The 24,223-nt window shown below is 62.2% G+C and carries 26 protein-coding genes and 1 other RNA gene; 9 read left to right on the top strand and 18 right to left on the bottom strand.

The annotated features are described in order from the left end of the window. Window positions 1-3: 3 nt before the first annotated feature. The 3 genes from Q8K08_RS07410 to Q8K08_RS07400 form a co-directional block, all read right to left on the bottom strand. The gene (locus tag Q8K08_RS07410; protein ID WP_304804594.1) at window positions 4-474 is read right to left on the bottom strand and encodes a DUF1993 family protein; all 471 of its coding nucleotides are present in this window, start codon (window positions 472-474) and stop codon (window positions 4-6) included. Then, complete coding sequence (gene aspS, locus Q8K08_RS07405) at window positions 474-2,255, bottom strand: aspartate--tRNA ligase (protein WP_305249646.1); 1,782 nt, start codon at window positions 2,253-2,255, stop codon at window positions 474-476. Before aspS ends, Q8K08_RS07410 begins: the two co-directional genes overlap by 1 nt. A gap of 126 nt (window positions 2,256-2,381) precedes the next feature. Continuing rightward, window positions 2,382-3,113, bottom strand: a complete 732-nt coding sequence (locus Q8K08_RS07400; RefSeq protein WP_304804590.1) for a triacylglycerol lipase — start codon at window positions 3,111-3,113, stop codon at window positions 2,382-2,384. Window positions 3,114-3,190: 77 nt separating this feature from the next. Here Q8K08_RS07400 and Q8K08_RS07395 point away from each other — a divergent pair, with 77 nt between their 5' ends. Then, window positions 3,191-3,640 (top strand): NUDIX domain-containing protein, encoded by a 450-nt coding sequence (locus tag Q8K08_RS07395; protein ID WP_304804588.1) that lies wholly within the window; start codon window positions 3,191-3,193, stop codon window positions 3,638-3,640. Between the two features lie 128 nt (window positions 3,641-3,768). Here Q8K08_RS07395 and dtd read toward each other — a convergent pair whose 3' ends face one another. The 11 genes from dtd to Q8K08_RS07340 all read right to left on the bottom strand — a co-directional run bounded on the left by dtd (window position 3,769) and on the right by Q8K08_RS07340 (window position 15,683). Further along, window positions 3,769-4,203 carry a D-aminoacyl-tRNA deacylase gene (gene dtd, locus Q8K08_RS07390; protein WP_304804585.1) on the bottom strand — a complete coding sequence of 145 codons (435 nt, stop codon included), beginning with the start codon at window positions 4,201-4,203 and terminating at the stop codon, window positions 3,769-3,771. After that, window positions 4,200-5,123 (bottom strand): carbohydrate kinase, encoded by a 924-nt coding sequence (locus Q8K08_RS07385; protein ID WP_305249645.1) that lies wholly within the window; start codon window positions 5,121-5,123, stop codon window positions 4,200-4,202. Before Q8K08_RS07385 ends, dtd begins: the two co-directional genes overlap by 4 nt. Window positions 5,124-5,199: 76 nt before the next feature. Then, window positions 5,200-6,264 (bottom strand): sensor histidine kinase, encoded by a 1,065-nt coding sequence (locus tag Q8K08_RS07380; RefSeq protein ID WP_305249644.1) that lies wholly within the window; start codon window positions 6,262-6,264, stop codon window positions 5,200-5,202. A gap of 81 nt (window positions 6,265-6,345) precedes the next feature. Beyond that, a complete protein-coding gene (locus Q8K08_RS07375) occupies window positions 6,346-7,320 on the bottom strand; it encodes a phosphoribosylaminoimidazolesuccinocarboxamide synthase (protein ID WP_305249643.1) in 975 nt (324 codons plus the stop codon). 232 nt (window positions 7,321-7,552) lie between these two features. Then, entirely contained in the window at window positions 7,553-8,809 is a 1,257-nt protein-coding gene (locus tag Q8K08_RS07370) for a lytic murein transglycosylase (RefSeq protein ID WP_305249642.1), read from the bottom strand. Window positions 8,810-8,880: 71 nt separating this feature from the next. Further along, complete coding sequence (locus Q8K08_RS07365) at window positions 8,881-9,978, bottom strand: primosomal protein N' (replication factor Y) - superfamily II helicase (protein ID WP_304801539.1); 1,098 nt, start codon at window positions 9,976-9,978, stop codon at window positions 8,881-8,883. A 12-nt stretch (window positions 9,979-9,990) separates the two neighbouring features. Next, entirely contained in the window at window positions 9,991-11,121 is a 1,131-nt protein-coding gene (locus Q8K08_RS07360; RefSeq protein ID WP_305249641.1) for an SPFH domain-containing protein, read from the bottom strand. 30 nt (window positions 11,122-11,151) lie between these two features. Further along, a complete protein-coding gene (locus Q8K08_RS07355; RefSeq protein WP_370870531.1) occupies window positions 11,152-12,105 on the bottom strand; it encodes a DUF2927 domain-containing protein in 954 nt (317 codons plus the stop codon). A gap of 16 nt (window positions 12,106-12,121) precedes the next feature. Next, window positions 12,122-13,294: a toxic anion resistance protein gene (locus tag Q8K08_RS07350; RefSeq protein WP_305249639.1), complete on the bottom strand. Its 1,173-nt coding sequence runs from the start codon at window positions 13,292-13,294 to the stop codon at window positions 12,122-12,124. Between the two features lie 38 nt (window positions 13,295-13,332). Further along, window positions 13,333-14,211, bottom strand: coding sequence for a 5-bromo-4-chloroindolyl phosphate hydrolysis family protein (locus Q8K08_RS07345; RefSeq protein ID WP_305249638.1), 879 nt, complete (start codon window positions 14,209-14,211; stop codon window positions 13,333-13,335). 209 nt (window positions 14,212-14,420) lie between these two features. Further along, window positions 14,421-15,683 carry a pseudouridine synthase gene (locus tag Q8K08_RS07340; protein ID WP_304801527.1) on the bottom strand — a complete coding sequence of 421 codons (1,263 nt, stop codon included), beginning with the start codon at window positions 15,681-15,683 and terminating at the stop codon, window positions 14,421-14,423. 114 nt (window positions 15,684-15,797) lie between these two features. Here Q8K08_RS07340 and Q8K08_RS07335 point away from each other — a divergent pair, with 114 nt between their 5' ends. Then, entirely contained in the window at window positions 15,798-16,283 is a 486-nt protein-coding gene (locus Q8K08_RS07335) for a nucleoside deaminase (RefSeq protein ID WP_304801524.1), read from the top strand. A gap of 79 nt (window positions 16,284-16,362) precedes the next feature. Here Q8K08_RS07335 and Q8K08_RS07330 read toward each other — a convergent pair whose 3' ends face one another. Further along, window positions 16,363-17,061, bottom strand: a complete 699-nt coding sequence (locus Q8K08_RS07330; RefSeq protein ID WP_305249637.1) for a metal-dependent hydrolase — start codon at window positions 17,059-17,061, stop codon at window positions 16,363-16,365. A gap of 140 nt (window positions 17,062-17,201) precedes the next feature. Here Q8K08_RS07330 and gatC point away from each other — a divergent pair, with 140 nt between their 5' ends. The 6 genes from gatC to rpmG all read left to right on the top strand — a co-directional run bounded on the left by gatC (window position 17,202) and on the right by rpmG (window position 21,368). Beyond that, window positions 17,202-17,489, top strand: a complete 288-nt coding sequence (gene gatC / locus Q8K08_RS07325; RefSeq protein ID WP_304801519.1) for an Asp-tRNA(Asn)/Glu-tRNA(Gln) amidotransferase subunit GatC — start codon at window positions 17,202-17,204, stop codon at window positions 17,487-17,489. Next, window positions 17,486-18,964 (top strand): Asp-tRNA(Asn)/Glu-tRNA(Gln) amidotransferase subunit GatA, encoded by a 1,479-nt coding sequence (gene gatA, locus Q8K08_RS07320; protein WP_305249636.1) that lies wholly within the window; start codon window positions 17,486-17,488, stop codon window positions 18,962-18,964. Before gatC ends, gatA begins: the two co-directional genes overlap by 4 nt. A 37-nt stretch (window positions 18,965-19,001) precedes the next feature. Beyond that, window positions 19,002-19,730: a hypothetical protein gene (locus Q8K08_RS07315; protein WP_304796968.1), complete on the top strand. Its 729-nt coding sequence runs from the start codon at window positions 19,002-19,004 to the stop codon at window positions 19,728-19,730. 44 nt (window positions 19,731-19,774) lie between these two features. Then, window positions 19,775-20,455 (top strand): N-acetylmuramoyl-L-alanine amidase, encoded by a 681-nt coding sequence (locus Q8K08_RS07310; protein ID WP_304796972.1) that lies wholly within the window; start codon window positions 19,775-19,777, stop codon window positions 20,453-20,455. Between the two features lie 11 nt (window positions 20,456-20,466). Then, an RNA gene (rnpB, locus tag Q8K08_RS07305) (RNase P RNA component class A) lies at window positions 20,467-20,908 on the top strand. Between the two features lie 292 nt (window positions 20,909-21,200). Further along, window positions 21,201-21,368: a 50S ribosomal protein L33 gene (gene rpmG, locus Q8K08_RS07300; RefSeq protein ID WP_100197186.1), complete on the top strand. Its 168-nt coding sequence runs from the start codon at window positions 21,201-21,203 to the stop codon at window positions 21,366-21,368. A gap of 107 nt (window positions 21,369-21,475) precedes the next feature. On the opposite strand, the gene Q8K08_RS07295 is transcribed toward rpmG, so the two are convergent. The 3 genes from Q8K08_RS07295 to Q8K08_RS07285 form a co-directional block, all read right to left on the bottom strand. Next, window positions 21,476-21,952: a cupin domain-containing protein gene (locus tag Q8K08_RS07295; RefSeq protein WP_305249635.1), complete on the bottom strand. Its 477-nt coding sequence runs from the start codon at window positions 21,950-21,952 to the stop codon at window positions 21,476-21,478. A 104-nt stretch (window positions 21,953-22,056) separates the two neighbouring features. Continuing rightward, window positions 22,057-22,779 carry a Bax inhibitor-1/YccA family protein gene (locus tag Q8K08_RS07290; protein WP_304803606.1) on the bottom strand — a complete coding sequence of 241 codons (723 nt, stop codon included), beginning with the start codon at window positions 22,777-22,779 and terminating at the stop codon, window positions 22,057-22,059. Between the two features lie 148 nt (window positions 22,780-22,927). Next, window positions 22,928-23,170, bottom strand: a complete 243-nt coding sequence (locus tag Q8K08_RS07285; protein WP_304803604.1) for a DUF1127 domain-containing protein — start codon at window positions 23,168-23,170, stop codon at window positions 22,928-22,930. 131 nt (window positions 23,171-23,301) lie between these two features. Here Q8K08_RS07285 and Q8K08_RS07280 point away from each other — a divergent pair, with 131 nt between their 5' ends. Next, window positions 23,302-24,177: a LysR family transcriptional regulator gene (locus Q8K08_RS07280; protein ID WP_305249634.1), complete on the top strand. Its 876-nt coding sequence runs from the start codon at window positions 23,302-23,304 to the stop codon at window positions 24,175-24,177. Window positions 24,178-24,223 lie beyond the last annotated feature (46 nt).

Here is a 24,223-nt window from a genome sequence, read left to right as displayed (position 1 = left end):
GGATTATTCAAAGATGAAATCCGGGGGATAGCCATGGAAACCATCGAAATCACCCTTGCCCAATGGGATGCCAGAAGCCCGAAGTGCGGCGTAACCCATTGTCATATGGAAGAAAAAATTTGGCATGCCGTATAGAAACACAAAGTCATGCGCAGATTGCTCCAGATCGGTAAAACCTGCGCGATGTTGGATGACGCGATCTGCCGCGCCGTCAAATTCGGCGGGTTTCATCGCACCAAGCGTGGCGCGGGCCACCGCCATGCGTGGCGCAAGGGCGGTCGGCAGGTCGGGCACCGCGCGCCCGGCCAGTGGACAGGTGATGCGCAGGGTAAAGCCCGCCGCGGTGGCGAAATGCTGTGACGCGGTGAAGCTGTCAGCAATTTGCGCAGTCATCGCCGCCCGCCCCGCTTTCTCCACGATCCCGGCCATCTGGGCGAGGTAGTGGCGAAAAACAGGGACGGTGGCGTGATACATCAGGCGTCTTTCGGCAGCACGCGCAGGCGTAATTCGCGCAGCTGGTCATTGGTGGGATCGCTTGGTGCGTTCATCAGCAGGTCTTCGGCGCGCTGGTTCATCGGGAACATGATGACCTCGCGGATGTTGGTGGTATCGGCCAGCAGCATGACGATGCGGTCGATTCCTGCCGCACAACCGCCGTGGGGCGGGGCGCCGTATTTGAACGCCTTGACCATGCCGCCAAAGCGCTTTTCAACCTCGGAATTCGGGTAGCCCGCCAGTTCAAACGCCTTGAACATGATTTCCGGCTTGTGGTTGCGGATGCCGCCCGACAGCAGTTCATAGCCGTTGCAGGCAAGGTCATATTGGTAGGCGTAAACATCCAGCGGGTCGCCCAACAGCGCGTCCATCCCGCCTTGGGGCATGGAGAAGGGGTTGTGGCTGAAGTCGATTTTGCCGTCGTCGGTTTTCTCATACATTGGGAAATCGACGATCCATGCGAAACGGAAGGTGTCTTTCTCGGTCAGGCCGAGTTCTTCGCCAATGACGTTGCGGGCGCGTCCGGCGACGGATTCAAAGGCGTCGGGCTTGCCACCAAGGAAGAAGGCCGCGTCGCCAAGGCCGAGGCCGAGTTGCTGGCGGATCGCTTCGGTGCGTTCGGGGCCGATGTTCTTTGCGAGGGGGCCTGCGGCCTCCATGCCAGATTTGTCTTCGGCTTCACGCCAGAAGATATAGCCCATGCCCGGCAAGCCCTGTTGCTGGGCAAAGGCATTCATGCGGTCGCAGAATTTGCGGCTGCCGCCTTTGGGGGCGGGGATGGCGCGGATCTGGGTGCCCTCTTGCTCCAGCAGTTTGGCGAAGACGGCGAAGCCGGAGCCTGCGAAATGGTCAGACACAATCTGCATCTTGATCGGGTTGCGCAGGTCGGGTTTGTCGGAGCCGTACCACAGGAGCGAGTCGCGGTAGGCGATACGGGGCCAGTTGGAATCGACCGGCTTTTCCGGGGCAAATTCCTGGAACAGGCCCTGAATCACCGGCTGGACCACGGCGAAGACGTCTTCCTGTTCGACAAAGCTCATTTCGATGTCGAGTTGGTAGAAATCGGTCGGCGAGCGGTCGGCGCGGGGGTCTTCATCGCGGAAGCAGGGCGCAATCTGGAAATAGCGGTCAAAGCCCGCAACCATGATCAGCTGCTTGAACTGCTGCGGCGCTTGCGGTAGGGCGTAGAACTTGCCCGGATGCAGGCGTGACGGCACCAGAAAATCGCGCGCGCCTTCGGGGGACGATGCGGTGATGATGGGCGTCTGGAATTCGTTGAACCCCATGTCCCACATCCGGTTGCGGATGGACCGCACCACGTTGGATCGCAGCATCATGTTGCGGTGCATACCGTCGCGGCGCAGGTCGAGGAAGCGGTAGGTGAGGCGGGTTTCCTCGGGGTATTCGGTTTCGCCAAACACCGGCATCGGCAGTTCGGCGGCCTCGCCCAGCACGGTGATGCCGGTGGCGTATACCTCGATCTCTCCGGTCGGCAATTTGGGGTTGATTAGCGCGGCGTTGCGGGCTTTGACGCGGCCTTCAACCTGGACCACCCATTCGGCGCGGACCTTTTCGATATCGGCAAAGGCCGGGCTGTCGCTGTCGGCCAGAATTTGCGTGATGCCGTAATGGTCGCGCAGGTCGATGAACAAGACGCCGCCGTGATCGCGCACCCGATGCACCCAGCCCGACAGGCGGATGGTTTCGCCCACATGGGCAGTGTTGAGGGCGGCGCAGGTATGGCTGCGATAGGCGTGCATCGGTAATCCCCTTTCAAGGGTTCAGTCGTCGTCGCGCCGATACACCCTTACCTGCGGCCGAAGTCAAGCTTGAGCGTACCGCAGGTGCCAGAATTCACGCGGCTTGGGGAACGCGATTTGCCTGCGTCAGTTCTGCGACAGCAGGTCTTCGACAGCACGGGCATAGGTGAGTGCAGGATCAAAGGCCCCGGTTTGCAAAAACAGGATGGTTTCGCGCATCGCAACCGGGTTCATCATCAGAAAGGTGTGCGTGGCGGGCAGGGTCAGATGGGCCGTCATGCCATCCACCTTTGTCGAGGCCACGCTGACCTTGCCGTCATCCGGGCCGGGGATCAGGCTGGAATAGACCGGGTTCAGCGACTGGTTGCCCGCGATGATGCCCAAGGGATAGTCGGGCCTTGGCAGGTTCAGGGGGATCGACCCCGGATCGGTGCCAAGCTGTGCGCCTGCGGGGCCGTTGACCCAGTCAAACGGCGCGGTATCAGAGAGCGCGTCCACCAGTTCAGACCCCTGATTGGGCGGGGCCAGCATCACCACACGGCCAAGCGCCTCGGGGCGGTGGTCGGTCAGGTAATGGCGCACCAGAATGCCGCCCATGGAGTGGGTGACAAAATGCACCTGCTCGTCCGGCTTCAGCGCGCAGGAGGCGATGCCCTCACCCACAAAACTAGCCAGATCAGGGATCGCGGCACTGGTTGAGGGGTAGGCCTGGTTGACGGTGCGAAAGCCCGCGTTGTTGAGCGCCTGAGCCATCAGGATCAGCGACGTATCACTGCGCGCCAGCCCGTGCAGAAGCACCACACAATCTGCATGGGCAGGTGAGGCCAGCAAGGCAGCAAGGGTGAGCGCGCGCAACATGTCCGCAAAATGGCGATCTTTCGTGGCGATGCCAAGGGGGAGTGGACAAATGGTGCGCAACGTCACAGGCTGCGGTCATGTCACACCGCTCGCCACGCCTTGCCACCCGCGCGCTTATTCTGGCCGATGACCGGCTTTTATTGGTCAACGCCTACCGCGGCGGGGTATCTGACCTGTGGTGCGCGCCGGGCGGCGGTGCGATGGTGGGCCAATCGCTGCATGACAATTTGATCCGTGAGATCTGGGAAGAAACCGGGTTGAGCGTCGAAGTTGGCGCGCCGTGCCTGGTGAATGAATTTCATGACCCAAGGCGCGGCTTTCATCAGGTGGATCTGTATTTCCGCTGTGAGATCGTCGGAGGCCAGATCAGTGACACATGGCGCGACCCTGAAGGCGTGGTGACCGAGCGGCGGTTTTTCAGCCGGGAGGATTTGGGCGGGATCAGGTTCAAGCCCGACAGCCTGCCCACCGCCGCATGGGGGGATGGCGAGAGCCTGTATGACCCGCTGGAGTTGATCGTGCGTTAGGGCATGCCCTTATCCAATCAACCGCGACGTGGTTTTGGACAAGAGGCGCTGTGAGCGCGGCGCCCCCGGGGCTCTGCCCCGGACCCCGGGATATTTTCAAACAGGTAATGACGTGTGGAAAGCAGGGCTCAGATTTCGAGCCAGATCGTGACGGGGCCATCGTTGTTCAGGCTGACATCCATATCCGCGCCGAAGATGCCGTTGGCGGTTGGGATGCCTGTAGCGGCGATGCGGGTGGTGAAATAGTCGTAGAGCCGTTTGCCTTCGTCCGGCGTGGCGGCGGTGGAAAAGCCGGGGCGATTGCCGCGCAGATCGGCGGCGAGGGTGAATTGCGAGACGATCAGGGCCGCGCCGCCGATGTCTCTCACCGAGAGGTTCATTTTGCCTTCGTCATCCTTGAAGATACGCAGCTTGGCGATTTTGGTGGCCATGGCATCGGCCTGCGCATCGGTGTCGTCCGCCATTGCGCAGATCAGGATGAGAAGGCCGGGGCCGATTTCGCCGGTGATGGTGCCGTCAACGCTGACCGAGGCGCGGCTGACGCGCTGAAGAACCGCCCTCACACTTCATGCGCCCAAGGCGGGTTGGCGCCGGGGCGGCTGACGGTGATGGCGGCAGAGCGGGTGCCAAGGGACAGGGCCGCATCAAGCGTGGCATCAGACAAGTCGGTGAGGGCAGTTTTGGTCAGGACCCCGGCCTGATGCAGCGCGGCCAGCGCGCCCGCGTTGAAGGTGTCGCCCGCGCCGACCGTATCGGCCACGGTGACCTTGGTGGCTGCGAAAAAACGATCCTGACTGGCCGTCACAGCCCGTGCGCCCGCCGCCCCTTCGGTGATGAAGACCACCTTTGGCCCGGTGGCGATGATCTGGCGGGCAAGCGCTGTCAGATCGCCCGCACCCATCAGCCAGTGCAGGTCTTCATCTGATAATTTGACGATATCGGCACGGGCGATCATCCGTTCGATCCGGGCACGGTACTGGGTTTCCTGCCCGGCGATGAAGCCGGGGCGGATGTTGGGGTCGATCATGGTGACGCGGGTTGCCGCCTCGCGGGTTTGAAGCGCCTCATAGGTGCTGGCAGCGGGGTCGTTCACAAGGCTGATGCCACCAAAAAACAAGGTCGAGACATCGCCGGGCAGGCTGGGCAGTTGATCGGTTGACAGCATGCGGCCCGCCGTCGCTTCATCATAGAAGGCGTAAGTGGCCTGACCATCCACCAGTTTGACAAAGGCAACTGTCGTGGACCGGTCCGAGCGGGCGAGGAATTGCGTGTCGACCTGTGAGGCCGTCAGCGTATCGGCAAGGATTTCGCCCAACATATCTGTCGAGACGCCGGAGAAAAACGCCGATGGCGCGCCAAGCCGCCCCAGTGCAATGGCGGTATTGAATACGGCGCCGCCTGCGTAGGGGGCAAAGCACGCCTCGCCCGTGGTGGCGGTGCGGGGCAGCATGTCGATCAGGGCTTCGCCACAGCTGAGAATCATTGGAGCCTCCGGCAGGTTCGGTTCGCAAATGCGTATAGCTTCATACCCGCTTTACGGCTGTTAGCGCAAACATTGGTTACGCCGCCGGAGAAAAATCCAGTGTGGTTGTCATTTTCCCCGCATCATAATGCCAGTCCAGAGAGCCTGACAAGGTGGCTGCATAGGTCTCACAGATCAATGTGCCCAGACCGGATCCGGCATGATCGCTTCTTGCAAGGGGACCACTGGCGGTATTGATCACACGAATTTCTGCTCTGGTATCGGTCTGATGTAGATGCACAGACACCTGATCGAGCCCGATACCATGGCGGACGCCATTGGCCACCAGTTCACTTACAATGATGCACAAAGCTGACGCGCGTTCGGACAGCATCGGAAGATCATCAACTGTAGTGGCACAGAACGGGATCTGGCGATCATAGGACAGCGTGAATTCGTCGCAAAGTCGCTGCAACAACGGCACGGCGGGAATGGATTTGAAATCAGTGCTGGATTGCAATTGCTCATGCACCCGCGCAATGGAGGCGACGCGGCGGGCGGCCTCATCCAGTGCCGCGCGCACCGTATCAGAGGAGCGGCGCGCCTGAAGACGCAGGATAGAGGCAACCTGTGACAGGCTGTTCTTTACCCGGTGGTCGATTTCGCGCATCAGAAAATCGCGCTGCATCAGCAGTTCGGATTTTTCTGCCAACTCTTGTTCCAGGGCTTTGGCATAGGCAAGCTGTTCACGCTCTCGCAAGACGCGTTCGGTGATGTCGCGCGATGCGGCAAGCAGCTTGTGAACAACGCCGTCGGGGCCGGATATCGGCAGGACTGTGATGTGCCACCATTTCAGAGTGCCCTTGGCGGTGGGACATTCGGCTTCAAGGCTGACACGCTCTCCGTTGCGGGCGCGGGTCATTGCGTCTTGCAGTGTGGTGCGCATCTGGTCAGGCCAGAGGTCAAACCATTGGCGGCCGGCAACCATGTCGAAGGTATCAATCTCCATCGCGCACATGCCGTTTTCGGTCATGAAGGACAATGTGCCGTCTGGTTCGACCAGCTTTACGCAATCGGGCGATGCATTCAGGACAGAGAGCAGGAAATCTCCCTCAAAACCGCTCATCAATGCCAGTGCATCACGATCACCAGACTGCGCCATGAGGGATCCTTTAAACACAACAAGTTACCGAAAGTATATGGCTAGATTATATTGAAAAACGCTGTTTGCAAAGCTGGGATCTCAGGTGAACCACGGCGAAAGATTGGCGCGGATACGGTCAAGCGGCGTGGGACCGGCGTGGTCTCCGTGGAAGGTCTGACCGGTGATGGCCTCATAAGCCTCGATATAGACATGTGCGGTCTGCGCGATGATGTCGGCAGGGATCTCGGGGATCGGGTCGGTATATGGATCACAGCGGGCAGCGACCCAAGCGCGGATCACGTCCTTGTCAAAGCTGGGCGGCCGGGTGCCGGTCTCAAAGGCGGCGGCATAGCCGTCGGCGCGCCAGTAGCGGCTGGAATCCGGCGTGTGGATTTCGTCGGCGATCAGGATGCGGCCCTGCGCATCGGTGCCGAATTCATACTTGGTGTCGGCAAGGATCAACCCGCGCTCTGCCGCCATCTGTTGCCCGCGTGCAAAAAGCGCAAAGGCATAGGCTGAAACCTCATCCCACTGGGCCGGAGTAAGCAGGCCCTGGGCGAGGATTTCATCGGGGGTCAAAGGCTCGTCATGGCCGCCGTCAAAGGCTTTGGAGGTCGGGGTGATGATCGGCTGCGGCAAGACCTGATTGTCGCGCATCCCATCAGGCAGGGTGTGGCCGTAAAGCCTGCGATGGCCCGCGCGATATTGGGTCAAAACCGAGGTAGAGGTGGTGCCCGCAAGATAGCCGCGCACCACGATTTCCACCGGCAGAATGGTGACGCGGCGGCCGATGACTACATTCGGATCGGGATAGCCCAGCACATGATTGGGGCAGATATCCACAGTGTGGTCGAACCAGTAGCGCGCGGTCTGGGTCAACACCTGCCCTTTGTAGGGAATGGCTGCCAGAATGCGGTCAAAGGCGCTGATCCGGTCTGACGAGATCAGGATGCGCCTGCCGTCCGGATACTCTGCAGTGGGGGGCAGATCGTAACAATCCCGCACCTTGCCGAAATACGGGTTTGGCAATTCCGGGATACGGGCATGGGGCAAAACGCGGTCTGGGTCGAACATAACGGCCTCCGTTCGGGGACGACTTGCGCTATTGCGCGGGCAGGGCGGCGAGTCAACGGCCTAAGGAAGCACCCGGGGCCGGCGATGATCTGAAGGAGCGCGCTTTGGGCGCAGGGTTTTGCCTCGTCGCGCGCGTGCCGCGCGGGAGTATTTTCGCAAGGTAAGGGGGGATTGGTGCTTTTAAAATACTCTCCGGGGGGGGCGGGGGGCGGAAAGCCCCCCGTCTGCCGGGTCAGCCGCGCAGGGTTTGCAGAAGGGAGAGCGAAGGCTCCCCCGTGACGGGCAGGCCGCGGGCGCGTTGGAACGCCGCGATTGCGGCGCGGGTTTTTGCGCCGATCACGCCATCGCTGCCGTCGGTGTCAAAGCCTGCGGCGGTCAGGCGGCGTTGCAGGTCTTGCCGGTCGGCCATCGTCATGCCGGTGGCGTCCGGTGGGAAATTGCTCCGGATTGGTCCGGCGCCGCGCAGGCGGTCGGACAAATGGCCCACGCCGATCACATAGTTCACCGCGTTGTTGTAGCGCGCGATGGCGTTGAAGTTGTTGAAGATCAGGAAGGCCGGGCCGTTTGCGCCTTGTGGCAGGATGATCGAGCCTGTGCCGTGGTTGGGCAGGCGGCCGCCGTCTGCCGTGGTGACGCCAAGGCCGGACCATGCGTCAGAGCTGCGCCCTTTGCCGCGCCCGGTGACGCCGGTGTTGAAGCCTGCAGGCAGGCGGATTTCGATCCCCCAGGGCTGGCCCTTGCGCCAGCCGGAGCGCGACAGGTATGCGGCGGCAGAGGCGAGCGCGTCGGTCGGATCATCCGCCCAGATGTCGCGGCGGCCGTCGCCGGTGAAATCCACCGCGAATTCCAGATAGCTGGTGGGGATGAACTGGGTATGGCCCATGGCACCTGCCCAGCTGCCGGTCATGTTGGCAGGCGTGGTGTCGCCGTTTTGCAAGATGCGCAGGGCGGCGGTCAGTTGTTGTTCAAAGAATGCCCCCCTGCGCCCGTCATAGGCGAGGGTAGCGAGCGCCGAGATCACGGGCACGGTGCCACGACGTTCGCCGTATTGGCTTTCCAGACCCCAGACGGCGGTGACCACCTCTGCCTCGACCCCGTAGCGCGATTCGATGGCCGACAGCGTGCCACGGTGTCGGGCCAGGGCCGCGCGGCCTTTGGCGATACGGTCGGGGCTGGCGGCGATGGCGAGGTAATCTTCAAGCGTGCGTTTGAATTCGGTCTGGTTGCGGTCACGCTCGATCACGCCGGGAAGGTAGCCTGCGCCGCGAAAGGCGGTGTCGATCGTGGATTGCGACAGGCCACGGCCTGCGGCGCGCGATTTGAAGCCGTTGACCCAGGTGTCAAAGCCTGCGTTGGCGACGGGCGACATGCCGGGTTCTGCCGCGCGCGAGACCACAGAGGCCATGCCTCCGCCACCACCGCCGCTGACGCAGCCAGACAACCACAACGCACCCAAGCCCAAAGTGAAGACGCGTCTGTTCGTTTGCATGACCTGCCCCTGCTTTTTATTGTTTCGCGATTCTAAACGATTGCGGCTGGATCGGAAAGGGCGGGCCTGTGCTACATCTGGCTTAGATACGCGATCCCGCCGATGATGATGGCAGCGACAATGACGGCAAAGGCGATTTTCCATGCCGAGTAAGGGCGTTCGCCCTGCACTTTTCCGGTCTGGCCGTTCACGACAAAGCGGTAGCTTTTGCCGTTGTATTTATAGGCTGCCATCCAGATCGGCAGCAGGATGTGCTTGAACGTTTCCGCCGAATAGGCGGTGTTGATCTGGTCGATCCGTTGTTCGTCGCCGCCAATGTCGCGGCGTACATCCTGCGCAATCTGGGCGGCCATCACGTCGCGCGCGATGGTCTGGCCGTCCGCGAGGCTCACGGTGTAGCCTTCCGAGGTGAAGCCAGCCAGAAAGTCGGGGGAATAGGGCAGCAAAGCGCCCAGATCCCATGGGGCCAGCGTATCGGTGTAGCGGCGGGGCAAAGAGCCGCTGGCCAGCACCAGAACATCGTCGAACCGGCGCGACACCCAGCCAGAGGCGCTATGCCAGCGGGTTTTGCGCACCTGTTCCTGACGGCGTTCAGACTTGCCGTTGACCTGCACGGTGACGGTGCGGGTTTCATAGTAATGCTCGCCCCGCGCGCCGGAATAGCGGCTGCGGGTGGCGGCGTCATAGGTCCAGTAGGGGACATAAAGGCCTGATAGCGTGCGGCCTTTGCGGGCGTATTCCACCAGACCGCCGGGGGCGAACCACAGGCCGCCCAGCCATTTGCCCATGGCCTCGCGCCCCTGCCTTTCGGTCAGGACAAACGGCAGAACCGCCTGGGGTTTGATGAGGCGCTGGGTGCCGGTGCCAATGGCCACGGGCGTGGCGCAAAACGGGCATTCGGTGGCATGCGCGGCGCCGTGGAATTCGACCTGCGATCCACAGGACGGGCAGGGAGTAATTCGCACCTCCTCCATCTCGGCGGGGGGCAGGTCGTTTTGCAGGGCAAGGTTCAGGTCCAACTCGTCCAGCGCCGAGTGCCGCGCGGGGGCTACATCGGGCAGGGTCTGGACATGGCCGCAATGGTCACATTTCAGCGCGGTATCGCCGGGGGAATATCGCAGGTCTGCGCCACAGCTTGCGCAGGGCCAACGGTGTTCCTGTTCTGCCATCACATGTCTCGGTTATTTGCCGGGCGGCGGTGGCGGAACGGAGTCGAACAGGCGTTTCAGAGCCGTATCTGTGGCCATTTTCCAGCCGTCCTGCCCTGCCGTCCAGACCATGCTGGCGCGTGAAATCTGGCCAGAGGTGGCCATGCTTGCAAGGGTGGCTTCGTCAAACGGGCCATTCGTCGCGCCGTTTTCGGCCACATGCCAGAGGGTTGTGGCGGGCGGTGGCGGTGGCGGCGGTGGTGTCGCCGCTGCGGCGGGGGCGGCGGGTGGCGCGCCCCATGGGCCGGCCTGTTGCGCCATGGCCGCACCCATTCCGGCCGCCATGCCGGCACCCATTCCGGCCGCCATGCCGGCACCCATCATTGCCCCGGCGCCAGAGGCGGGGTTGGCGATGCCTTCGGCCGCGTTGAACTGCATGTATTTGTTCAGATCGCCTGCAATCCCGATCGAGGTGCGCTTGTCGAGCACCTTTTCGACTTCTTCCGGCAGGCTGATGTTTTCGATGTAGAATTCCGGCAGGGTCAGGCCATATTCGGCCACTGTCGGGTTGATTGCAGTTGTGACAATGCGACCCAGATCGCGGGTGTTGGCGGCCATGTCCAGCACCGGAATGCCGGATTTGGCGATGGTCTGGCTGAACTCCTGCACGATGATGTTGCGGATCTGGTTGGACACTTCATCGGCGGTAAATTCCCCATCGGTGCCGACGATTTCGCGCAGGAACAGGGCGGGGTCGCTGACACGCATGGAATAGGTGCCAAAAGCACGGATGCGGACCGGGCCGAATTCCGGGTCGCGACACATGATCGGGTTTTTGGTGCCCCATTTGTGATCGTTGAACCGGGTGGTGTTGACGAAATAGACTTCGGACTTGAACGGGCTGGAAAAGCCATGATCCCAATGTTGCAGGGTGGTCATGATCGGCAGGTTGTTGGTTTCCAGCATGTATAGGCCGGGGCCGAAAACATCGGCCAGCTGGCCTTCATGCACGAACACCGCCGCCTGACCTTCGCGCACCGTCAGCTTGGCGCCGTATTTGATCGCCTGCCCCCGGCGTTCAAACCGCCAGACCATCGTGTCGCGTGTGTCATCCAGAAAGGAAATGACGTCGATGAATTCGCCCTTGAGGAAATCAAAAACCATGGAAACTCTCCTTTTGCCCGTCAGGGCAGGTCAACTTTCGCCGCCAACGAGGGCACGTGCAAGGGATTCGATGATCGGCCGCGCTTCGGATTCGGTCATGCCAGTGCGAAGGGCGGGATTGTAGAGCATGCGGAGCATCAACTCGTCCTGCCCTGTAAGCAGGGCGAATTCCTCATCGTCGTTGAAGATCGAGGGGCGCGCGCGCGGGCTGTCATTGGCGAGGCCAAGGCCTTGGGCAATTTCCTCGTGCATGCATGACAGGCGCAACAGATCGGGGTGCTCGGACCGGATCACCGCAAAAGCGCGGGTGTAGCGGCCCGAAGTGCCCTCGGACATCGCGTAAACAAGGCAATAGGTTGACAGCGGCATATTAGTGATGCCCGCCACCTCGCTTGCCGACAGGCCGGGCAGGGCCTGCGCCACGGTGGGGCCAAGCGCGCGGCGTTCGTCCTCATTCACGATGTGAATGAAGAAATTGGGCTCAGAATCGTTCAGGGCAATCGGATGGCCGGTCAGACGGCTGAGACGCCCAAGATAGGACCGGATTCGGGCCGTGTCGGTGGCGCGGCTGCTGGCGCTGACAGACGGGCCAAAGCGCAGGCCGACACGCACCGGGGTTTCCCAACGGCGCAGGCGACTGGCGGTCTGGCGCTGCACGGGGCCCGAAGGCCCGCGCGCATATTCATCATAAAGGGCAATGCGGATGAAGTTTTCTGCCAGCATGCGGTCAGTAAAAGGCGTATCGCGTCCACCCCCATCGGTGCGCAAAAGCCCATTCGACAGCAGATCTGCCTGCACCCGTGCATAATGCTGACGCACAGCCATACTCGCCGCAGAGGGCGGCGTTTGCGGGGTCACGACCGCCGCAGAGCTTGGGCGCGTGGGCGCGTTGGGTGAGCTGTGCGGAGCCTGAGGGTTGGCCACACAGCCCACAAGCGCCAACCCGCACAAAGCAGAGCCAGCCAGACGAAAGATGGCAGTCATACGCATCAGGTTGAGGTTATCCTTGGGGCTGCTGGGGGACGCTGCGTGCGGTGGCCGATGCAAGGGTATCGCGCAATTCGGCCTCCATCTTGTGCAGCTCGGCTTCGGCACTGGCGCGGCGGGCCTTGCCCTCATCCGCGATTTGCAGGCTGTCGTTGATTGTGGCGATCAGCTGTTCGTTCGCCTGTTTGACCGATGCGATATCGAACACGCCACGTTCCATTTCTTCGCGCACGACCCGGTTGGTTTCGCGCAGATTATCCGCGTTTTTGGTCAGCAGTTCGTTGGTCAGATCATTGGCGCCGCGCACCGCCTCGGCCGCTTCACGCGAGCGTTGGATGGTGACGGCCTGCGCCAGCTGCGTTTCCCAAAGGGGAACCGTGTTTACCAGCGTCGAGTTGATTTTTGTAACCAGAGACTTGTCGTTTTCCTGCACCAGACGGATCGAGGGCAGCGATTGCATGGTGACCTGACGGGTCAGTTTCAGGTCATGCACCCGGCGCTCCAGATCGTCGCGCGCGGCGCGCATGTCACGCAGTTCTTGCGCTTTTTTCACCTGATCATTTTCAGGAGCTGCCGCCACTTCGGCCTCTTTGGCGGGGATGGTTGTGGCATCCAGATCGGCCAGCTTCGCCTCACCCGCCGCGATATACAGCGCGAGTTCGTCGTAGAAATTCAGGGTCTTTTCATACAGCATATCCAAGGACCGGATGTCTTTGAGAAGCGTATGTTCGTGGCGCAGAAGGTCTTCGGTAACCTTGTCGATCTGGCCCTGCACGGTTTCATAGCGGGCCACGAAATTGGCGAAGGGGGCCGATTTTCCGATCAGCCGTTCCCACCAGCTGCGTTCGCGGCGCATGTCCAGTTCCTGCGCACCAAAGCCGCGGATCGTGGTCACGATCTTGCGCAAGCTGTCGCCTGCCGGACCTGCGTCCTTGTTTTTGACGTCGGCCAGCATTTCCTGGCTGATCACCTGCAATTCGGCCTGCGCCTTTGATCCGAAAGAGATGATCGACTGGGTGTTTTCCATATCCAGTTCAGCCATTCGTGTGCGGATTCCATCGGCCTTTTCACCGCTGGCGGTGGCCAGTGGCACGATTTCGCCCATGGGTTCGGGCAATATGACGGCCGTGACTTCCTCGATCTGGGTCAAGGCAAGGGCGGCTTGTTCACGGACGGTTTCGGTCATGGCATCACTCTCACTTTTGGCGTCACATTGGGAATGGGTCAGTTTTCGGTTTTCAGCCGGTCGCGCAAGACCGAGATTTCGACATCCAGATCGCTGCGGTTGTCGTTGAGCAGGCTGCGCGAGCGGTCGGCAAAGGTGGTTTCCAGATCATCCAGCAGGGCCAGATAATCGGAGCGTGCCTGCGTGTCACGCGCGCGGGCGTAAAGATCGGCAAACTTGATGGTCGAATCGCGCGCGCCCAGCAGATAGACTGACAGATACTTGCGGGCGGCGGTCAGGTCGCGGGGGTCATCTTCGACTGTGCGGAATAACTGGCGGGCGGCGGCGGCGAAACGGTCCACCCGCGTTTCCAGCTGGCGGTCATTCGCGCGCAGGATCGCATCACGCATCGCGGTCAGGTGTTTTTCCGCCTCATCCACCGCGCGGGCGACACGGTCGGTCTGGAAGGTATCAAGCCCCTCGGCACCCTTGTCGCGCAAGGGATCGGCGCCGAAGGTGTTGAAATGCAGCGCCGCCCCGGCAAGCCCGAACAACAGCGGGTAAAGCAAGCCGTCATGGGACATCAACCCGCCCGCCACCAATGCGGCACCGACCAGAACAGAGCCGAAGATCTTGCGCGGAAAGGCCGGACGGCGGGCGATTTTGCGCGCGTCAAAGGCGGCATGGGCCTTCATTCCTTCGCGCGTGAGGAAGGCGGCCGCCAGCATCAGCGCGGTTGCGGCAAGGCCAAACATCAGCGTGCGGGGCGTGCCGGTAAAGGCGGCAGGCAGAAAAAGCAGCGCCGAAATGCCCAGAAACTGGGCACGCCCCGCGCCTTTCAGCGGTTGTTTGCCATCAAACGGATGAGCGGGTGGCAAAGTGCCCTTGGCATCGGGCGCGGCGCCGGGGCTGAACTTTCCACCGAAACGTTGTGCCATTACAGCCCCCCACCAAAGGCCACATAGGCAACAAGGCCAATGAGCAGGATGAAAGACAGGGTTTGCATCCCGTTTCCGGACATTTCAGCCTCATTCTGGCGGCGGCATGGGGAAAACCCGGCCCTATCCGTTCGAGTATACGGGATGGAACAGCCCCTTGCCAGAGGCGACGCGGGGGGAAGTGGCATGATCTGTCCCCCGCGCCAGGACTATTTCCGGCGCGGTGGCGGTTTCGGGCCTGCGCCGCGTGGCGCGGCGGGGCGCGCATTGCGGGTGCTGGGCTTGCCGCCCGTGGTGGTGCGGCTGCGCGGTCTGGCGGCGGTGTCGCCTTCGGCTGTTTCGGTGGTGGTGCGGCGGGCGGGCTTGGTCGCGCTGGCCCAGGCATCCGACAACTGACCAAGTACCTTGCGCCCGCGTTGGCTGCTGATGGTGCCGGGGGGGGCGGATTTGGCGGTGCTGGTGCGGGGGCCGGGTTTTGCAGTGTCACTGCGCGCGCCGGGTTTTGCGGCAGCTGCGCGCGGGGATTTTGCCGTTTCTGGCCGGGGGGGGCGCGCGGGCTTTTCACCGGGTTTGGTTGCTGCGCTGCGCGAGATGCGGGCGGGGCGGTCGCTGTCAGATCCGGTGCGGCTGGTGGTGCGGACACGGGATTTCGGCTTGGTCTGCGCGTCGGAGGCGTCTTCGATCTGGCCGGAAATCAGTGCGCCCAACTGGTCACGCATCACCCGCGCCTTGATTTCCTCGACATCGCCCGGCTCCATCTCGTTCAGGCGGAACGGGCCATAGCTGACGCGGATCAGCCGGTTCACGGTCATGCCGATGGCAAACATGGCGCGGCGGATCTCGCGGTTCTTGCCTTCGCGCAACCCGATGGTCAGCCAGGCGTTGGCCCCCTGATGGCGGTCGATCTTGACCTCCATCGGTTGAAAGCGCTCGCCGTCGATGGTGATGCCCTTGCGCAAAGGTTCGATCTCGGGCTCGGTCGGGTTGCCTTTGACCCGCACGCGGTATTTGCGCAGCCAGCCGGTGGAAGGCAGTTCCAGCTGACGTTTCAGCGCGCCGTCGTTGGTGAGAAGCAGCAGGCCCTCGGAATTGAGGTCGAGGCGGCCAATTGACATCACGCGAGGCATATCTTCGGGCAGGTTATCAAAAACGGTGTCGCGGCCCTTTTCGTCGGAGGCGGAGGTGACGAGACCTTCGGGCTTGTAATACAGCCACAGCCGTGCGGGTTCGGGCGCACCGACAGGTTGGCCGGAGACGGTGATCTTGTCGGCGGCGGTGACATTTAGGGCCGGCGAGGTGACGAGTTTGCCATTGACGGTCACTTCGCCCGCCTCGATCAGCCGCTCGGCCTCACGACGCGACGAGATCCCGGCACGCGACAGCACCTTGGCGATGCGCTCGCCTTCGGGGGAGGTTTTGGCGGCGGCCTTGGGCGCGGCTTTCGGGCGGGGTGGCTTTTCATTTGTGGCCATGACTGTCATCCTCGGCTTTGGTGGCCAGTCCCGGGGCTGTCTGCCCCCAAGCCAATTGGTCTTTCGGACCAATGGCGAACCCGATTGGCTAGCCCAGAGAGTATTTGAGCCAAGATGAAAGAGCAACGCGGGTTTACCTCGTTTATGGAACTGGCGCTGGAGGAAGCGCGGGCGGCGGCTGTGCGCGGTGAAGTTCCGGTGGGGGCGGTGATGGTGTCGCCCGATGGCGTGGTTGTGGCGCGGGCGGGCAACCAGACGCGCGCGCTGAGCGATCCGACCGCCCACGCCGAGGTGCTGGTGATCCGCGAGGCGTGCCGGCTGGCGGGGTCGGAGCGGCTGCCGGGGCATGATCTGTATGTGACGCTGGAGCCGTGTCCGATGTGCGCGGCGGCAATTTCGGCCGCGCGGGTGGGGCGTCTGTATTATGGTGCGGCGGACCCGAAGTCTGGTGGCGTGACGGTGGGCGCGCGGGTGTTTGCACATGCGCAGTGCCATCACGTGCCGGAGGTTTACGACGGGATCGGGGCAGAGGACGCGGAAGCGCTGATGCGCGGGTTCTTTGCAGGGCGTCGGGGCCAGGGCCAGACAGGCAGTTTCTGACCTGTCTGGCTGAAGCGGTGGCAGTGGGACGCCACCACCGAATGGTGCCGCGCAGCCACAGGGGTTTGCGGCCGCGCCATCAAAAGGTGATCGGCTCCATCACCACCGGTTCAATCATGTTTGTGCCGGGGGGCAGGCCTGCCTTTAGCTCTGACGCGTCTTGTGCGAGCAGCCTGAAGGTCTTGTAATGGCAGGGAATCACGGTGCGGAAGTTGAAATAGCGCCGGGCGGCATAGGCGGCGCGGGCCATATCCATCGTGTAATGCCCACCACAGGACAGGATGCCGATGCTGGGTTTGTGGTAATCGGCCATCCAGTCCATATCGGCCATGATGTCGGTGTCGCCTGACAGGTAGATCACCTGACCCTCGCCCGCGATCATGAAGCCTGCCTCTGACCCGCCCGCGATGGCATTGCCGCTGGCAAAGTCGATGCTGGAGGAATGCGAGGCGTTGACCATCGTCACCTTGGCGCCGCCTGCAACAAGCGTGCCGCCCTTGCCAAAGCCGATAACATCTGTAGCGCCCTCACGTTTGAGGTATTCGGCAAGCTCATGAATAGCGGCGAGGGTGGCCCCGGTTTCGCGCGCAATGGCCAGCGCGTCCGAGGCATGGTCGCCATGCGCATGGGTCAGGAAAACATGGGTGACGCCTGCGAGTGCATCGGCCCGGCGGTCTGCGGGAAACATCGGGTTGCCGTCAAGCCACGGGTCGACCAGCAGGACGGCGTTTTCAATCTGTATCCGAAAGCCGGAGTGGCCAAGCCAGGTGATCTGCATGGGGGGGATCCTTCATGGGGTTGAAGGTGAAATTGAGGGCGCGGGGGCACTTTGACAAGGCCAGTGATGGTTTGCCGGGCTTGCAGCCTGTGGGGCGTGGGGCTAAACGATGCGGGATATTGCACGAAAAGGGGCCTCCCATGTCCATCGACATCGACACCGCCCGCAAGGTGGCGAAACTGTCCCGCATCCGGGTTGAGGAGGGCGATCTGCCCGCTTTGGCCGACAAGCTGTCGTCGATCCTTGGCTTCATGGAGCAGTTGAAGGAAGTCGATGTAGAGGGTGTCGAGCCGATGACCTCTGTCACGCCGATGCGGCTGAAGCGGCGGGTGGATGTGGTGACCGATGGCAATCAGCAGGCGGCGGTGCTGAAAAACGCGCCTGATGCGCGTGAGGGGTTTTTTGCGGTGCCGAAGGTGGTGGAATGAGCGCGAATAGCTGGACGATTGCGGCGGCGCGCGATGCGTTGCGCGCGGGTGAGGTGACGGCGGTTGATCTGACGATGGCTTGCCTGACCGCGATGGATGCGGGCGACGGGCTGAACGCCTTTGTCCACAAGACGCCCGAGATGGCGCTGGAGCAGGCGCGGGCGGCAGATAGGCGGCTGGCAGCGGGTGATGCGCCTGCGATGTGCGGGATTCCGGTTGGGGTAAAGGATCTGTTCGCCGTTAAGGGTGTGCCAACGCAGGCCGGGTCGAACATTCTGCGCGGGTTCCGGCCGGAGTATGAATCGACGGTGACCACCAAGTTGTGGGAGGCGGGGGCGGTCTGCCTTGGCAAGCTGAACATGGACGAATTCGCGATGGGGTCGTCGAACGAGTCGTCCTGCTATGGCCCTGCGGTGAACCCGTGGAAGGTCGATGAGCGGCGCTTGACGCCCGGCGGTTCTTCGGGCGGTTCTGCCGCTGCGGTGGCAGCAGATCTGTGTCTGGCGGCGACGGGCACCGACACCGGCGGGTCGATCCGCCAGCCAGCGGCGTTCTGCGGGATTACCGGGATCAAGCCGACCTATGGCCGGGTGTCGCGTTGGGGCGTGGTGGCCTATGCGTCGAGTTTGGATCAGGCGGGGCCGATGACCAAATCGGTGCGCGATGCAGCGATCATGCTGGGCGCGATGGCCGGACATGACGCGAAGGATTCGACATCTGCCGATCTGGCGGTGCCGAATTTTGAGGCGGCGTTGACCGGGGATATTCGGGGAAAGAAGATCGGTATTCCGCGCGAATACCGGCTGGACGGCATGCCGGCCGAGATTGCGGCGCTGTGGGACCGGGGCATGGATATGATGCGCGGGGCCGGAGCAGAGATCGTGGATATAAGCCTGCCGCATACGAAATATGCGCTGCCGACCTATTATGTGATTGCGCCCGCCGAGGCGTCGTCGAACCTCGCCCGCTATGACGGGGTGCGCTATGGGCACCGCGCGAAACTTGCGGCGGGCGATGGAATCACCGAGATGTATGAAAAGACCCGCGCCGAAGGGTTCGGGCCCGAGGTGCAGCGCCGCATCATGGCGGGCACCTATGTGCTGTCGGCAGGGTTCTATGACGCCTATTACAACCGGGCGCGCAAGGTGAGGGCGCTGATAAAGCGCGATTTCGAGCAGGCGTTCGCAGCGGGCATTGACGCGATTCTTGCGCCCACCACGCCGTCGTCTGCCTTTGGTCTGGGCGAGCAGGGCGGGGCGGACCCGGTCGAGATGTATCTGAATGACGTGTTCACGGTGACGCTGAACCTTGCCGGTCTGCCAGGGGTGGCGGTGCCCGTTGGGCTGGATGCCAAGGGCCTGCCGCTGGGATTGCAGCTGATCGGCCGGCCTTGGGAAGAGGCAGAGTTGCTAAATCACGCCTATGTGCTGGAGCAAGCAGCGGGTTTTGTGGCCAAGCCTGCCAAATGGTGGTAATTGCCGCCGTTGAATTAACCTTTGGGTCTGTCTGATCATGCGCGTTTCCCTGTTTTTGCTTTTGCCTTTGACCATCGCGGCCTGTGCGCCAGCGGTGCCGGACAGTGGGGCTGGGGTTGGGTTCCAAGACTATAACTCCTACATGCGAGAACGTGATGCTTCGGCGTCGCGCCCACAACCCATTGTGACGCCCGGCTTTTCCGCTGACCAGATCGGCGCGGCGATTGACCGGGCTGATGGTCGTGGCGGTATTGTCCCTTCGACAGGCCCGACGACGGGTGCCGTGATTGGTGCAACGGCGGTTGACACGTCAGCAAACCGTCCCCGCGGCAATGCGCCTGCAGGTATACGGGTGGAGTCCGGAGAAATGGCGCGGGCCGGGGGCGCGCGCATTTCAGACGAAAACGATTTTGACGCGGTTGCAGGCCGGGAAACCATCGAAAGCGACAGGGCCAGGATAGAGCGCAACCGTGCGCAGTATCAGGTCATCCAGCCCGGGGCCTTGCCCGTTCGCTCGGGGGCCGCAGGGCCGAATATTGTTGATTATGCGCTGGCCACCAGCCACCCGCGCGGAACGCAGCTCTACCGGCGCTCTGGCTTTGGCGGGGGTAATACGGCGGCGAAATGCGCAGGCTATGCTTCGCCGGATCTGGCGCAACAGGCGTTTTTGGAACGTGGCGGGCCAGAGCGTGACCGGCTGGGCCTTGACCCCGATGGCGACGGCTACGCCTGCGCCTGGGACCCGAGCCCCTACCGCCTGCGGTGAGTAAGCCTTCGTCCGATCAGGACGAGCGGCAGCCGTCGTCCATGATGGACGACCGGCGGCTATCGCCAAACTTTGGCGAGCGGCGCGGGGGGGCAGTGCCATCCCTGATCGTGATCCACTACACCGCGATGGAAAGCTGCGCCGCTGCCCGCGACCGACTGTGTGACCCCTTGGCCGAGGTGTCTGCGCATTGGCTGATCTCGCGCCATGGCACGATTGACGCCTTGGTCGATGAAGCCCATCGCGCGTGGCATGCCGGTGCGGGGGAATGGGGCGGGGTTGCGGATGTAAACTCGCATTCAATCGGGGTCGAGCTGGACAACCGTGGCAATGAGCCCTTCCCCGAACCGCAGATGGCGGCGTTGGAGCACGTGTTGCAGGGCATCATGACCCGCTGGTCTATCCCGCCACACCGGGTGATCGGTCATTCCGACATGGCGCCCGACCGTAAATCTGATCCCGGCACGCGCTTTGACTGGCAACGGCTGGCACGACAGGGCCTGTCGGTCTGGCCTGATCTCGCCACGCCGGGCGCTCCGGCGCGCGACTTCGTCTCGCAAGCCTGCCGCTTTGGCTACCCAGCATTGGGAGAAGACGTGGTGCTTCGGGCCTTTCGGTTGCGCTTTCGGCCCGGCGCAACCGGGCCAGTTTGTCTGGCGGATACAGCCATGGCCAACAACCTTGCACTGCGCTTTGGCGTTGACGAGGCAGACGCACAGGCGTAAGCGGTCCTCGCGCGGATGGCTGGATGACCGCGGGGGTGCAAACCTTCGAGGAAAGTCCGGACTCCATGAAGCAAGGGTGCCGGGTAACCCCCGGCGGGGGCAACCCCAGGGAAAGCGCCACAGAGAACAGACTTCCCTGTTGTTTGAGAAGGTTCGCCTTCGGCTTGGCAGGGAACAGGTGAAACGGTGGGGTAAAAGCCCACCGCGGGACTGGCAACAGAACCGGCACGGCAAGCCCCACCCGGAGCAACGCCAAATAGGGGCCTTGTGTGGAAAGGTCTGCGACGGTCAAAGGCGCAAGCCGGCGACGACAGCAGAGACCTCCACAGGGACGCTTCAGCCCAGAGGCCCGGGTTGGCAGCTTGACTGCATCTGGCAACAGATGTGGCAGAGGAATGGTCATCCAGAGGCGAAAGCCTTGGACAGAATCCGGCTTACAGGCCATCCGCGCATTTGTCCTACCCTTGCAAGGGGGCGTTGCCCCCTCGGCTTCGCCTCACCCCCAGGATATTTGAAAACAGAAAATGACCCTTACCTGTTCTTAAATATCCCCGCGCGGCGCGCACTGCCCGAGCCGGTTGCGGCACCGCCGCAGAGGCGAGATAAAAAGCTTGCGCGCACAGCGCGCTCAATAAGATCACAGGGGGCGACGTTTGGCTGTTGACTCTGACGGGGGCACGGGTAAAAGGCGGGCTTCAAGGATTTCGCGGGGCAACGGTGTTTCCCCGATGCAGGAGAGACGACTATGGCCAAACCGGCGACGATCAAGATCCGTCTGAACTCGACGGCTGGCACCGGGCATTTCTATGTCACCAAAAAGAATGCCCGGACCATGACCGAAAAGATGACGGTCCGCAAATATGACCCCGTCAAGCGGGAGCATGTCGAATACAAGGAAGGCAAGATCAAGTAAGATCGCGCTATTTTTTGACTGAGGGCCGCCTTTGGGCGGCCTTTTGCATTTTGAGGTCGTGGGGGAGGTTTTCTCCGTTGATCGCGGATGTTGCGGCGCTTTTCCGGTCAGTGCGGGGTCTTGTAGGGCGAGTCTGCGGGTCGCCCGTTGGCATCTGTCCAGCGCCGGGTTTCGGGGCTGCGGATGAAGTGTTGTACCCGGTCCTGATCGGGGTAGGTGATCACGTCGGATGGGCCACGGGTGCCGATCACCAGATAGCGGGCCTCGGCTGCGCTGTGGTTTTGCAGACAGTGGCCTTGCGGGCTGCCTGCCTTGAAGGTTGCGGTGTCGCCGGGGCGCATCAGGATGGTTGTGTCGCCCTCATACAGCGTGGCCTCTCCCGCCAGCATGTGGATCATCTCATCCTCATGTGCGTGCCAGTGTTTGATCGAGGACGCAGAGCCGGGCGGCAGGATCTCGATGAAGGCACCGAACTGGGTCAGCCCACCGGTGTCGGAAAGCAGATGCGCGCGGTAGGGGCCGCAGGGGCTGCCCTTGCCGTTGGACTGGTCGGTGAGCGTCTGGTCGAGGGGGAAATGCGGCATGCGGGCCTCCTTTGCGCCCAGAGTGGCGGGAGGGCTCGCAAAAGAAAAGGGCCACCCGAAGGCGGCCCGATCTGGTTGCTTTTTGTTCCGGGGTATCCGGGGTGTTATTCGCGGTTGCCCATGAAGGACAGCAGGAACATGAACATGTTGATGAAGTCGAGGTAGAGCCGCAGCGCACCCATGATCGCGGCTTTGCCAAGCCACTCATCATCCATCGATGCCGCATGCTGCACATACTCGTTCTTGATGCTTTGCGTGTCATAGGCGGTGAGGCCCGCAAAGATCAGGATGCCGATGACCGAGATCGCGAATTGCAGCGCCGAGGAGCCGAGGAAGATGTTCACGATCGACGCCACGATCAGGCCGATCAGACCCATCAGCAGGAACGTGCCCATGCCGGAGAGGTCTTTTTTGGTCGTGTAGCCGTAAAGCGACAGGCCGGCGAAGGCGACGGCGGTGGCAAAGAAGGTCTGCGCAATCGACACACCGGTGTAGACGGCGAAGATGAAGCTGATCGACAGGCCCATCAGGGCTGCGAAAGTGTAGAAGAACAACTGTGCTGCGGCTGCCGACAGACGGTTGATCATCGCGCTGAAGGCAAAGACCATGATCAGCGGCGCAAACATCACCACCCATTTCAGGGGCGTGCCGAAGATGGCGCTGATCATCGCATCGTTGGTGCCAACAGCCCAAGCGACACCACCCGTCAGCACCATGCCGACGGACATCAGCCCGTAAACTTTGTTCATATGGGCGCGCAGGCCCTCGTCGATCTGAGCGGCGCGGGCACCTGCGCCGGCCGTACGGATCGTTGTATAGTCAGCCATGTAAATGCCTCCGAAATTGACCCCGTGCCCCGCGCGGTTTGTCCGCACGGGATTTTATGGTGTTAATATCGGGAAGGATGCCGCCAATTTCAAGGATTTCCGACCGAAACATAAGTGGAAAAGCCCCAATTCGGTCGCGATCGTTGGCTTAGGCCAGAATACGGTTGTTCCAGTTGGCCGGAATGTCCCACATCGGGCGTTCGGCTTCGCTTACCGCCTGGTCGCGGGTGAGGCCGATATCAGCCAAGGTGCGGTCATCAAGCCGGGCGAGAAATTGGCGCTGGCGGTGCGCGGCAAGGGCCGAGCGCACGAGCGTCCAAAGGCGCGGGGCGCTACCAGCCGACTGCACGCGCCGGGTGGCAAGTGTGGCGGTGTGGAGCGAGGCAAACATAGTCTTTCCTTTCAGGATCATCATCAGGCGTGATGAGACGCGCTGTGGTCTCAAATCACTTGCCTCAGATAGCCGAATCAATGACATTAGGAAAGTGAATGCTTTTGAACTCTCATATCAGGATTTGTGATATGGCGCGTAATCTGGACCTGACCGCGCTGCGGTCTTTTGTGGCGGTGGCTGATGCCGGTGGGGTCACGCGGGCCTCGGGCTTTTTGAACCTGACGCAATCGGCGGTGTCGATGCAGATCAAGCGGCTGGAGGAGATGCTGGGCGTGGATGTGCTGGACCGCTCGGGCCGGCAGGTGGCCCTGACGGCGGCGGGGGAGCAGTTGTTGGGCTATGCGCGGCGGATGCTGGCGATGAATGACGAAGTGATGGGCCGCCTGACCCGTGATCCACATGAGGGTGAGGTGGTTCTCGGCGTGCCGCATGATATCGTCTACCCGGTGATCCCGCAGGTGTTGCAGCATTTCGCGCGTACTTTCCCGCGGATGAAAGTGTCGTTGATTTCGTCCTTTACACGCGTGCTGAAGGCGCAGTTCGGGCGCGGCGAGTGCGACATTATCCTGACGACAGAGGACACGATGGAACCGGGCGGCGTGACGCTGGCCGAATTACCCTTGGTCTGGGTTGGCGCGCCGGGGGGTATTGCGTGGAAGGGGCGACCGTTGAAGCTGGCCTATGAGCATAACTGCATTTTCCGCCAGGGCGTGCAGGCGGCGCTGGATGATGCGGGCATCGCCTGGCAGATGGCGGTCGAAAGCGACAGCACCCGCACGATTGAGGCCAGCGTCAGCGCAGACCTTGCCGTGCATACCGTGCTGGCCGGATCAGAGCCGCCCTATGTGGAGCGGATCAGTCATGGTGGTACCTTGCCGGACCTGAAACGGATGAAGGTGAACATGTATGTTGCAGACCCGGTGCACAGCCCTGTGGTGCTGGAAATGGCAGCGATGATCCAGCGGGCCTATCTGTCGCGAGGCGTGGGACGCGCGGCAGGGTAAGCCCGCCCGCGATGGCAAAGCTGACCACGCCGCAGTGGCCCGAGCC

This window comes from Pseudotabrizicola sp. (genome assembly GCF_030684215.1).
Taxonomy (GTDB): Bacteria; Pseudomonadota; Alphaproteobacteria; order Rhodobacterales; family Rhodobacteraceae; genus Pseudotabrizicola.
This window is presented reverse-complemented; position numbering and strand designations above follow the sequence as displayed.

What these genes read in the sequence shown, in the direction of transcription:
- Q8K08_RS07410 (WP_304804594.1), bottom strand. Translation starts at nt 474, where the DNA reads ATGTATCACGCCACCGTCCCTGTTTTTCGCCACTACCTCGCCCAGATG.
- aspS (WP_305249646.1), bottom strand. Translation starts at nt 2,255, where the DNA reads ATGCACGCCTATCGCAGCCATACCTGCGCCGCCCTCAACACTGCCCAT.
- Q8K08_RS07400 (WP_304804590.1), bottom strand. Translation starts at nt 3,113, where the DNA reads ATGTTGCGCGCGCTCACCCTTGCTGCCTTGCTGGCCTCACCTGCCCAT.
- Q8K08_RS07395 (WP_304804588.1), top strand. Translation starts at nt 3,191, where the DNA reads ATGTCACACCGCTCGCCACGCCTTGCCACCCGCGCGCTTATTCTGGCC.
- Q8K08_RS07385 (WP_305249645.1), bottom strand. Translation starts at nt 5,123, where the DNA reads ATGATTCTCAGCTGTGGCGAAGCCCTGATCGACATGCTGCCCCGCACC.
- Q8K08_RS07380 (WP_305249644.1), bottom strand. Translation starts at nt 6,264, where the DNA reads ATGGCGCAGTCTGGTGATCGTGATGCACTGGCATTGATGAGCGGTTTT.
- Q8K08_RS07375 (WP_305249643.1), bottom strand. Translation starts at nt 7,320, where the DNA reads ATGTTCGACCCAGACCGCGTTTTGCCCCATGCCCGTATCCCGGAATTG.
- Q8K08_RS07370 (WP_305249642.1), bottom strand. Translation starts at nt 8,809, where the DNA reads ATGCAAACGAACAGACGCGTCTTCACTTTGGGCTTGGGTGCGTTGTGG.
- Q8K08_RS07365 (WP_304801539.1), bottom strand. Translation starts at nt 9,978, where the DNA reads ATGGCAGAACAGGAACACCGTTGGCCCTGCGCAAGCTGTGGCGCAGAC.
- Q8K08_RS07360 (WP_305249641.1), bottom strand. Translation starts at nt 11,121, where the DNA reads ATGGTTTTTGATTTCCTCAAGGGCGAATTCATCGACGTCATTTCCTTT.
- Q8K08_RS07355 (WP_370870531.1), bottom strand. Translation starts at nt 12,105, where the DNA reads ATGACTGCCATCTTTCGTCTGGCTGGCTCTGCTTTGTGCGGGTTGGCG.
- Q8K08_RS07350 (WP_305249639.1), bottom strand. Translation starts at nt 13,294, where the DNA reads ATGACCGAAACCGTCCGTGAACAAGCCGCCCTTGCCTTGACCCAGATC.
- Q8K08_RS07345 (WP_305249638.1), bottom strand. Translation starts at nt 14,211, where the DNA reads ATGGCACAACGTTTCGGTGGAAAGTTCAGCCCCGGCGCCGCGCCCGAT.
- Q8K08_RS07340 (WP_304801527.1), bottom strand. Translation starts at nt 15,683, where the DNA reads ATGGCCACAAATGAAAAGCCACCCCGCCCGAAAGCCGCGCCCAAGGCC.
- Q8K08_RS07335 (WP_304801524.1), top strand. Translation starts at nt 15,798, where the DNA reads ATGAAAGAGCAACGCGGGTTTACCTCGTTTATGGAACTGGCGCTGGAG.
- Q8K08_RS07330 (WP_305249637.1), bottom strand. Translation starts at nt 17,061, where the DNA reads ATGCAGATCACCTGGCTTGGCCACTCCGGCTTTCGGATACAGATTGAA.
- gatC (WP_304801519.1), top strand. Translation starts at nt 17,202, where the DNA reads ATGTCCATCGACATCGACACCGCCCGCAAGGTGGCGAAACTGTCCCGC.
- gatA (WP_305249636.1), top strand. Translation starts at nt 17,486, where the DNA reads ATGAGCGCGAATAGCTGGACGATTGCGGCGGCGCGCGATGCGTTGCGC.
- Q8K08_RS07315 (WP_304796968.1), top strand. Translation starts at nt 19,002, where the DNA reads ATGCGCGTTTCCCTGTTTTTGCTTTTGCCTTTGACCATCGCGGCCTGT.
- Q8K08_RS07310 (WP_304796972.1), top strand. Translation starts at nt 19,775, where the DNA reads ATGGACGACCGGCGGCTATCGCCAAACTTTGGCGAGCGGCGCGGGGGG.
- rpmG (WP_100197186.1), top strand. Translation starts at nt 21,201, where the DNA reads ATGGCCAAACCGGCGACGATCAAGATCCGTCTGAACTCGACGGCTGGC.
- Q8K08_RS07295 (WP_305249635.1), bottom strand. Translation starts at nt 21,952, where the DNA reads ATGCCGCATTTCCCCCTCGACCAGACGCTCACCGACCAGTCCAACGGC.
- Q8K08_RS07290 (WP_304803606.1), bottom strand. Translation starts at nt 22,779, where the DNA reads ATGGCTGACTATACAACGATCCGTACGGCCGGCGCAGGTGCCCGCGCC.
- Q8K08_RS07285 (WP_304803604.1), bottom strand. Translation starts at nt 23,170, where the DNA reads ATGTTTGCCTCGCTCCACACCGCCACACTTGCCACCCGGCGCGTGCAG.
- Q8K08_RS07280 (WP_305249634.1), top strand. Translation starts at nt 23,302, where the DNA reads ATGGCGCGTAATCTGGACCTGACCGCGCTGCGGTCTTTTGTGGCGGTG.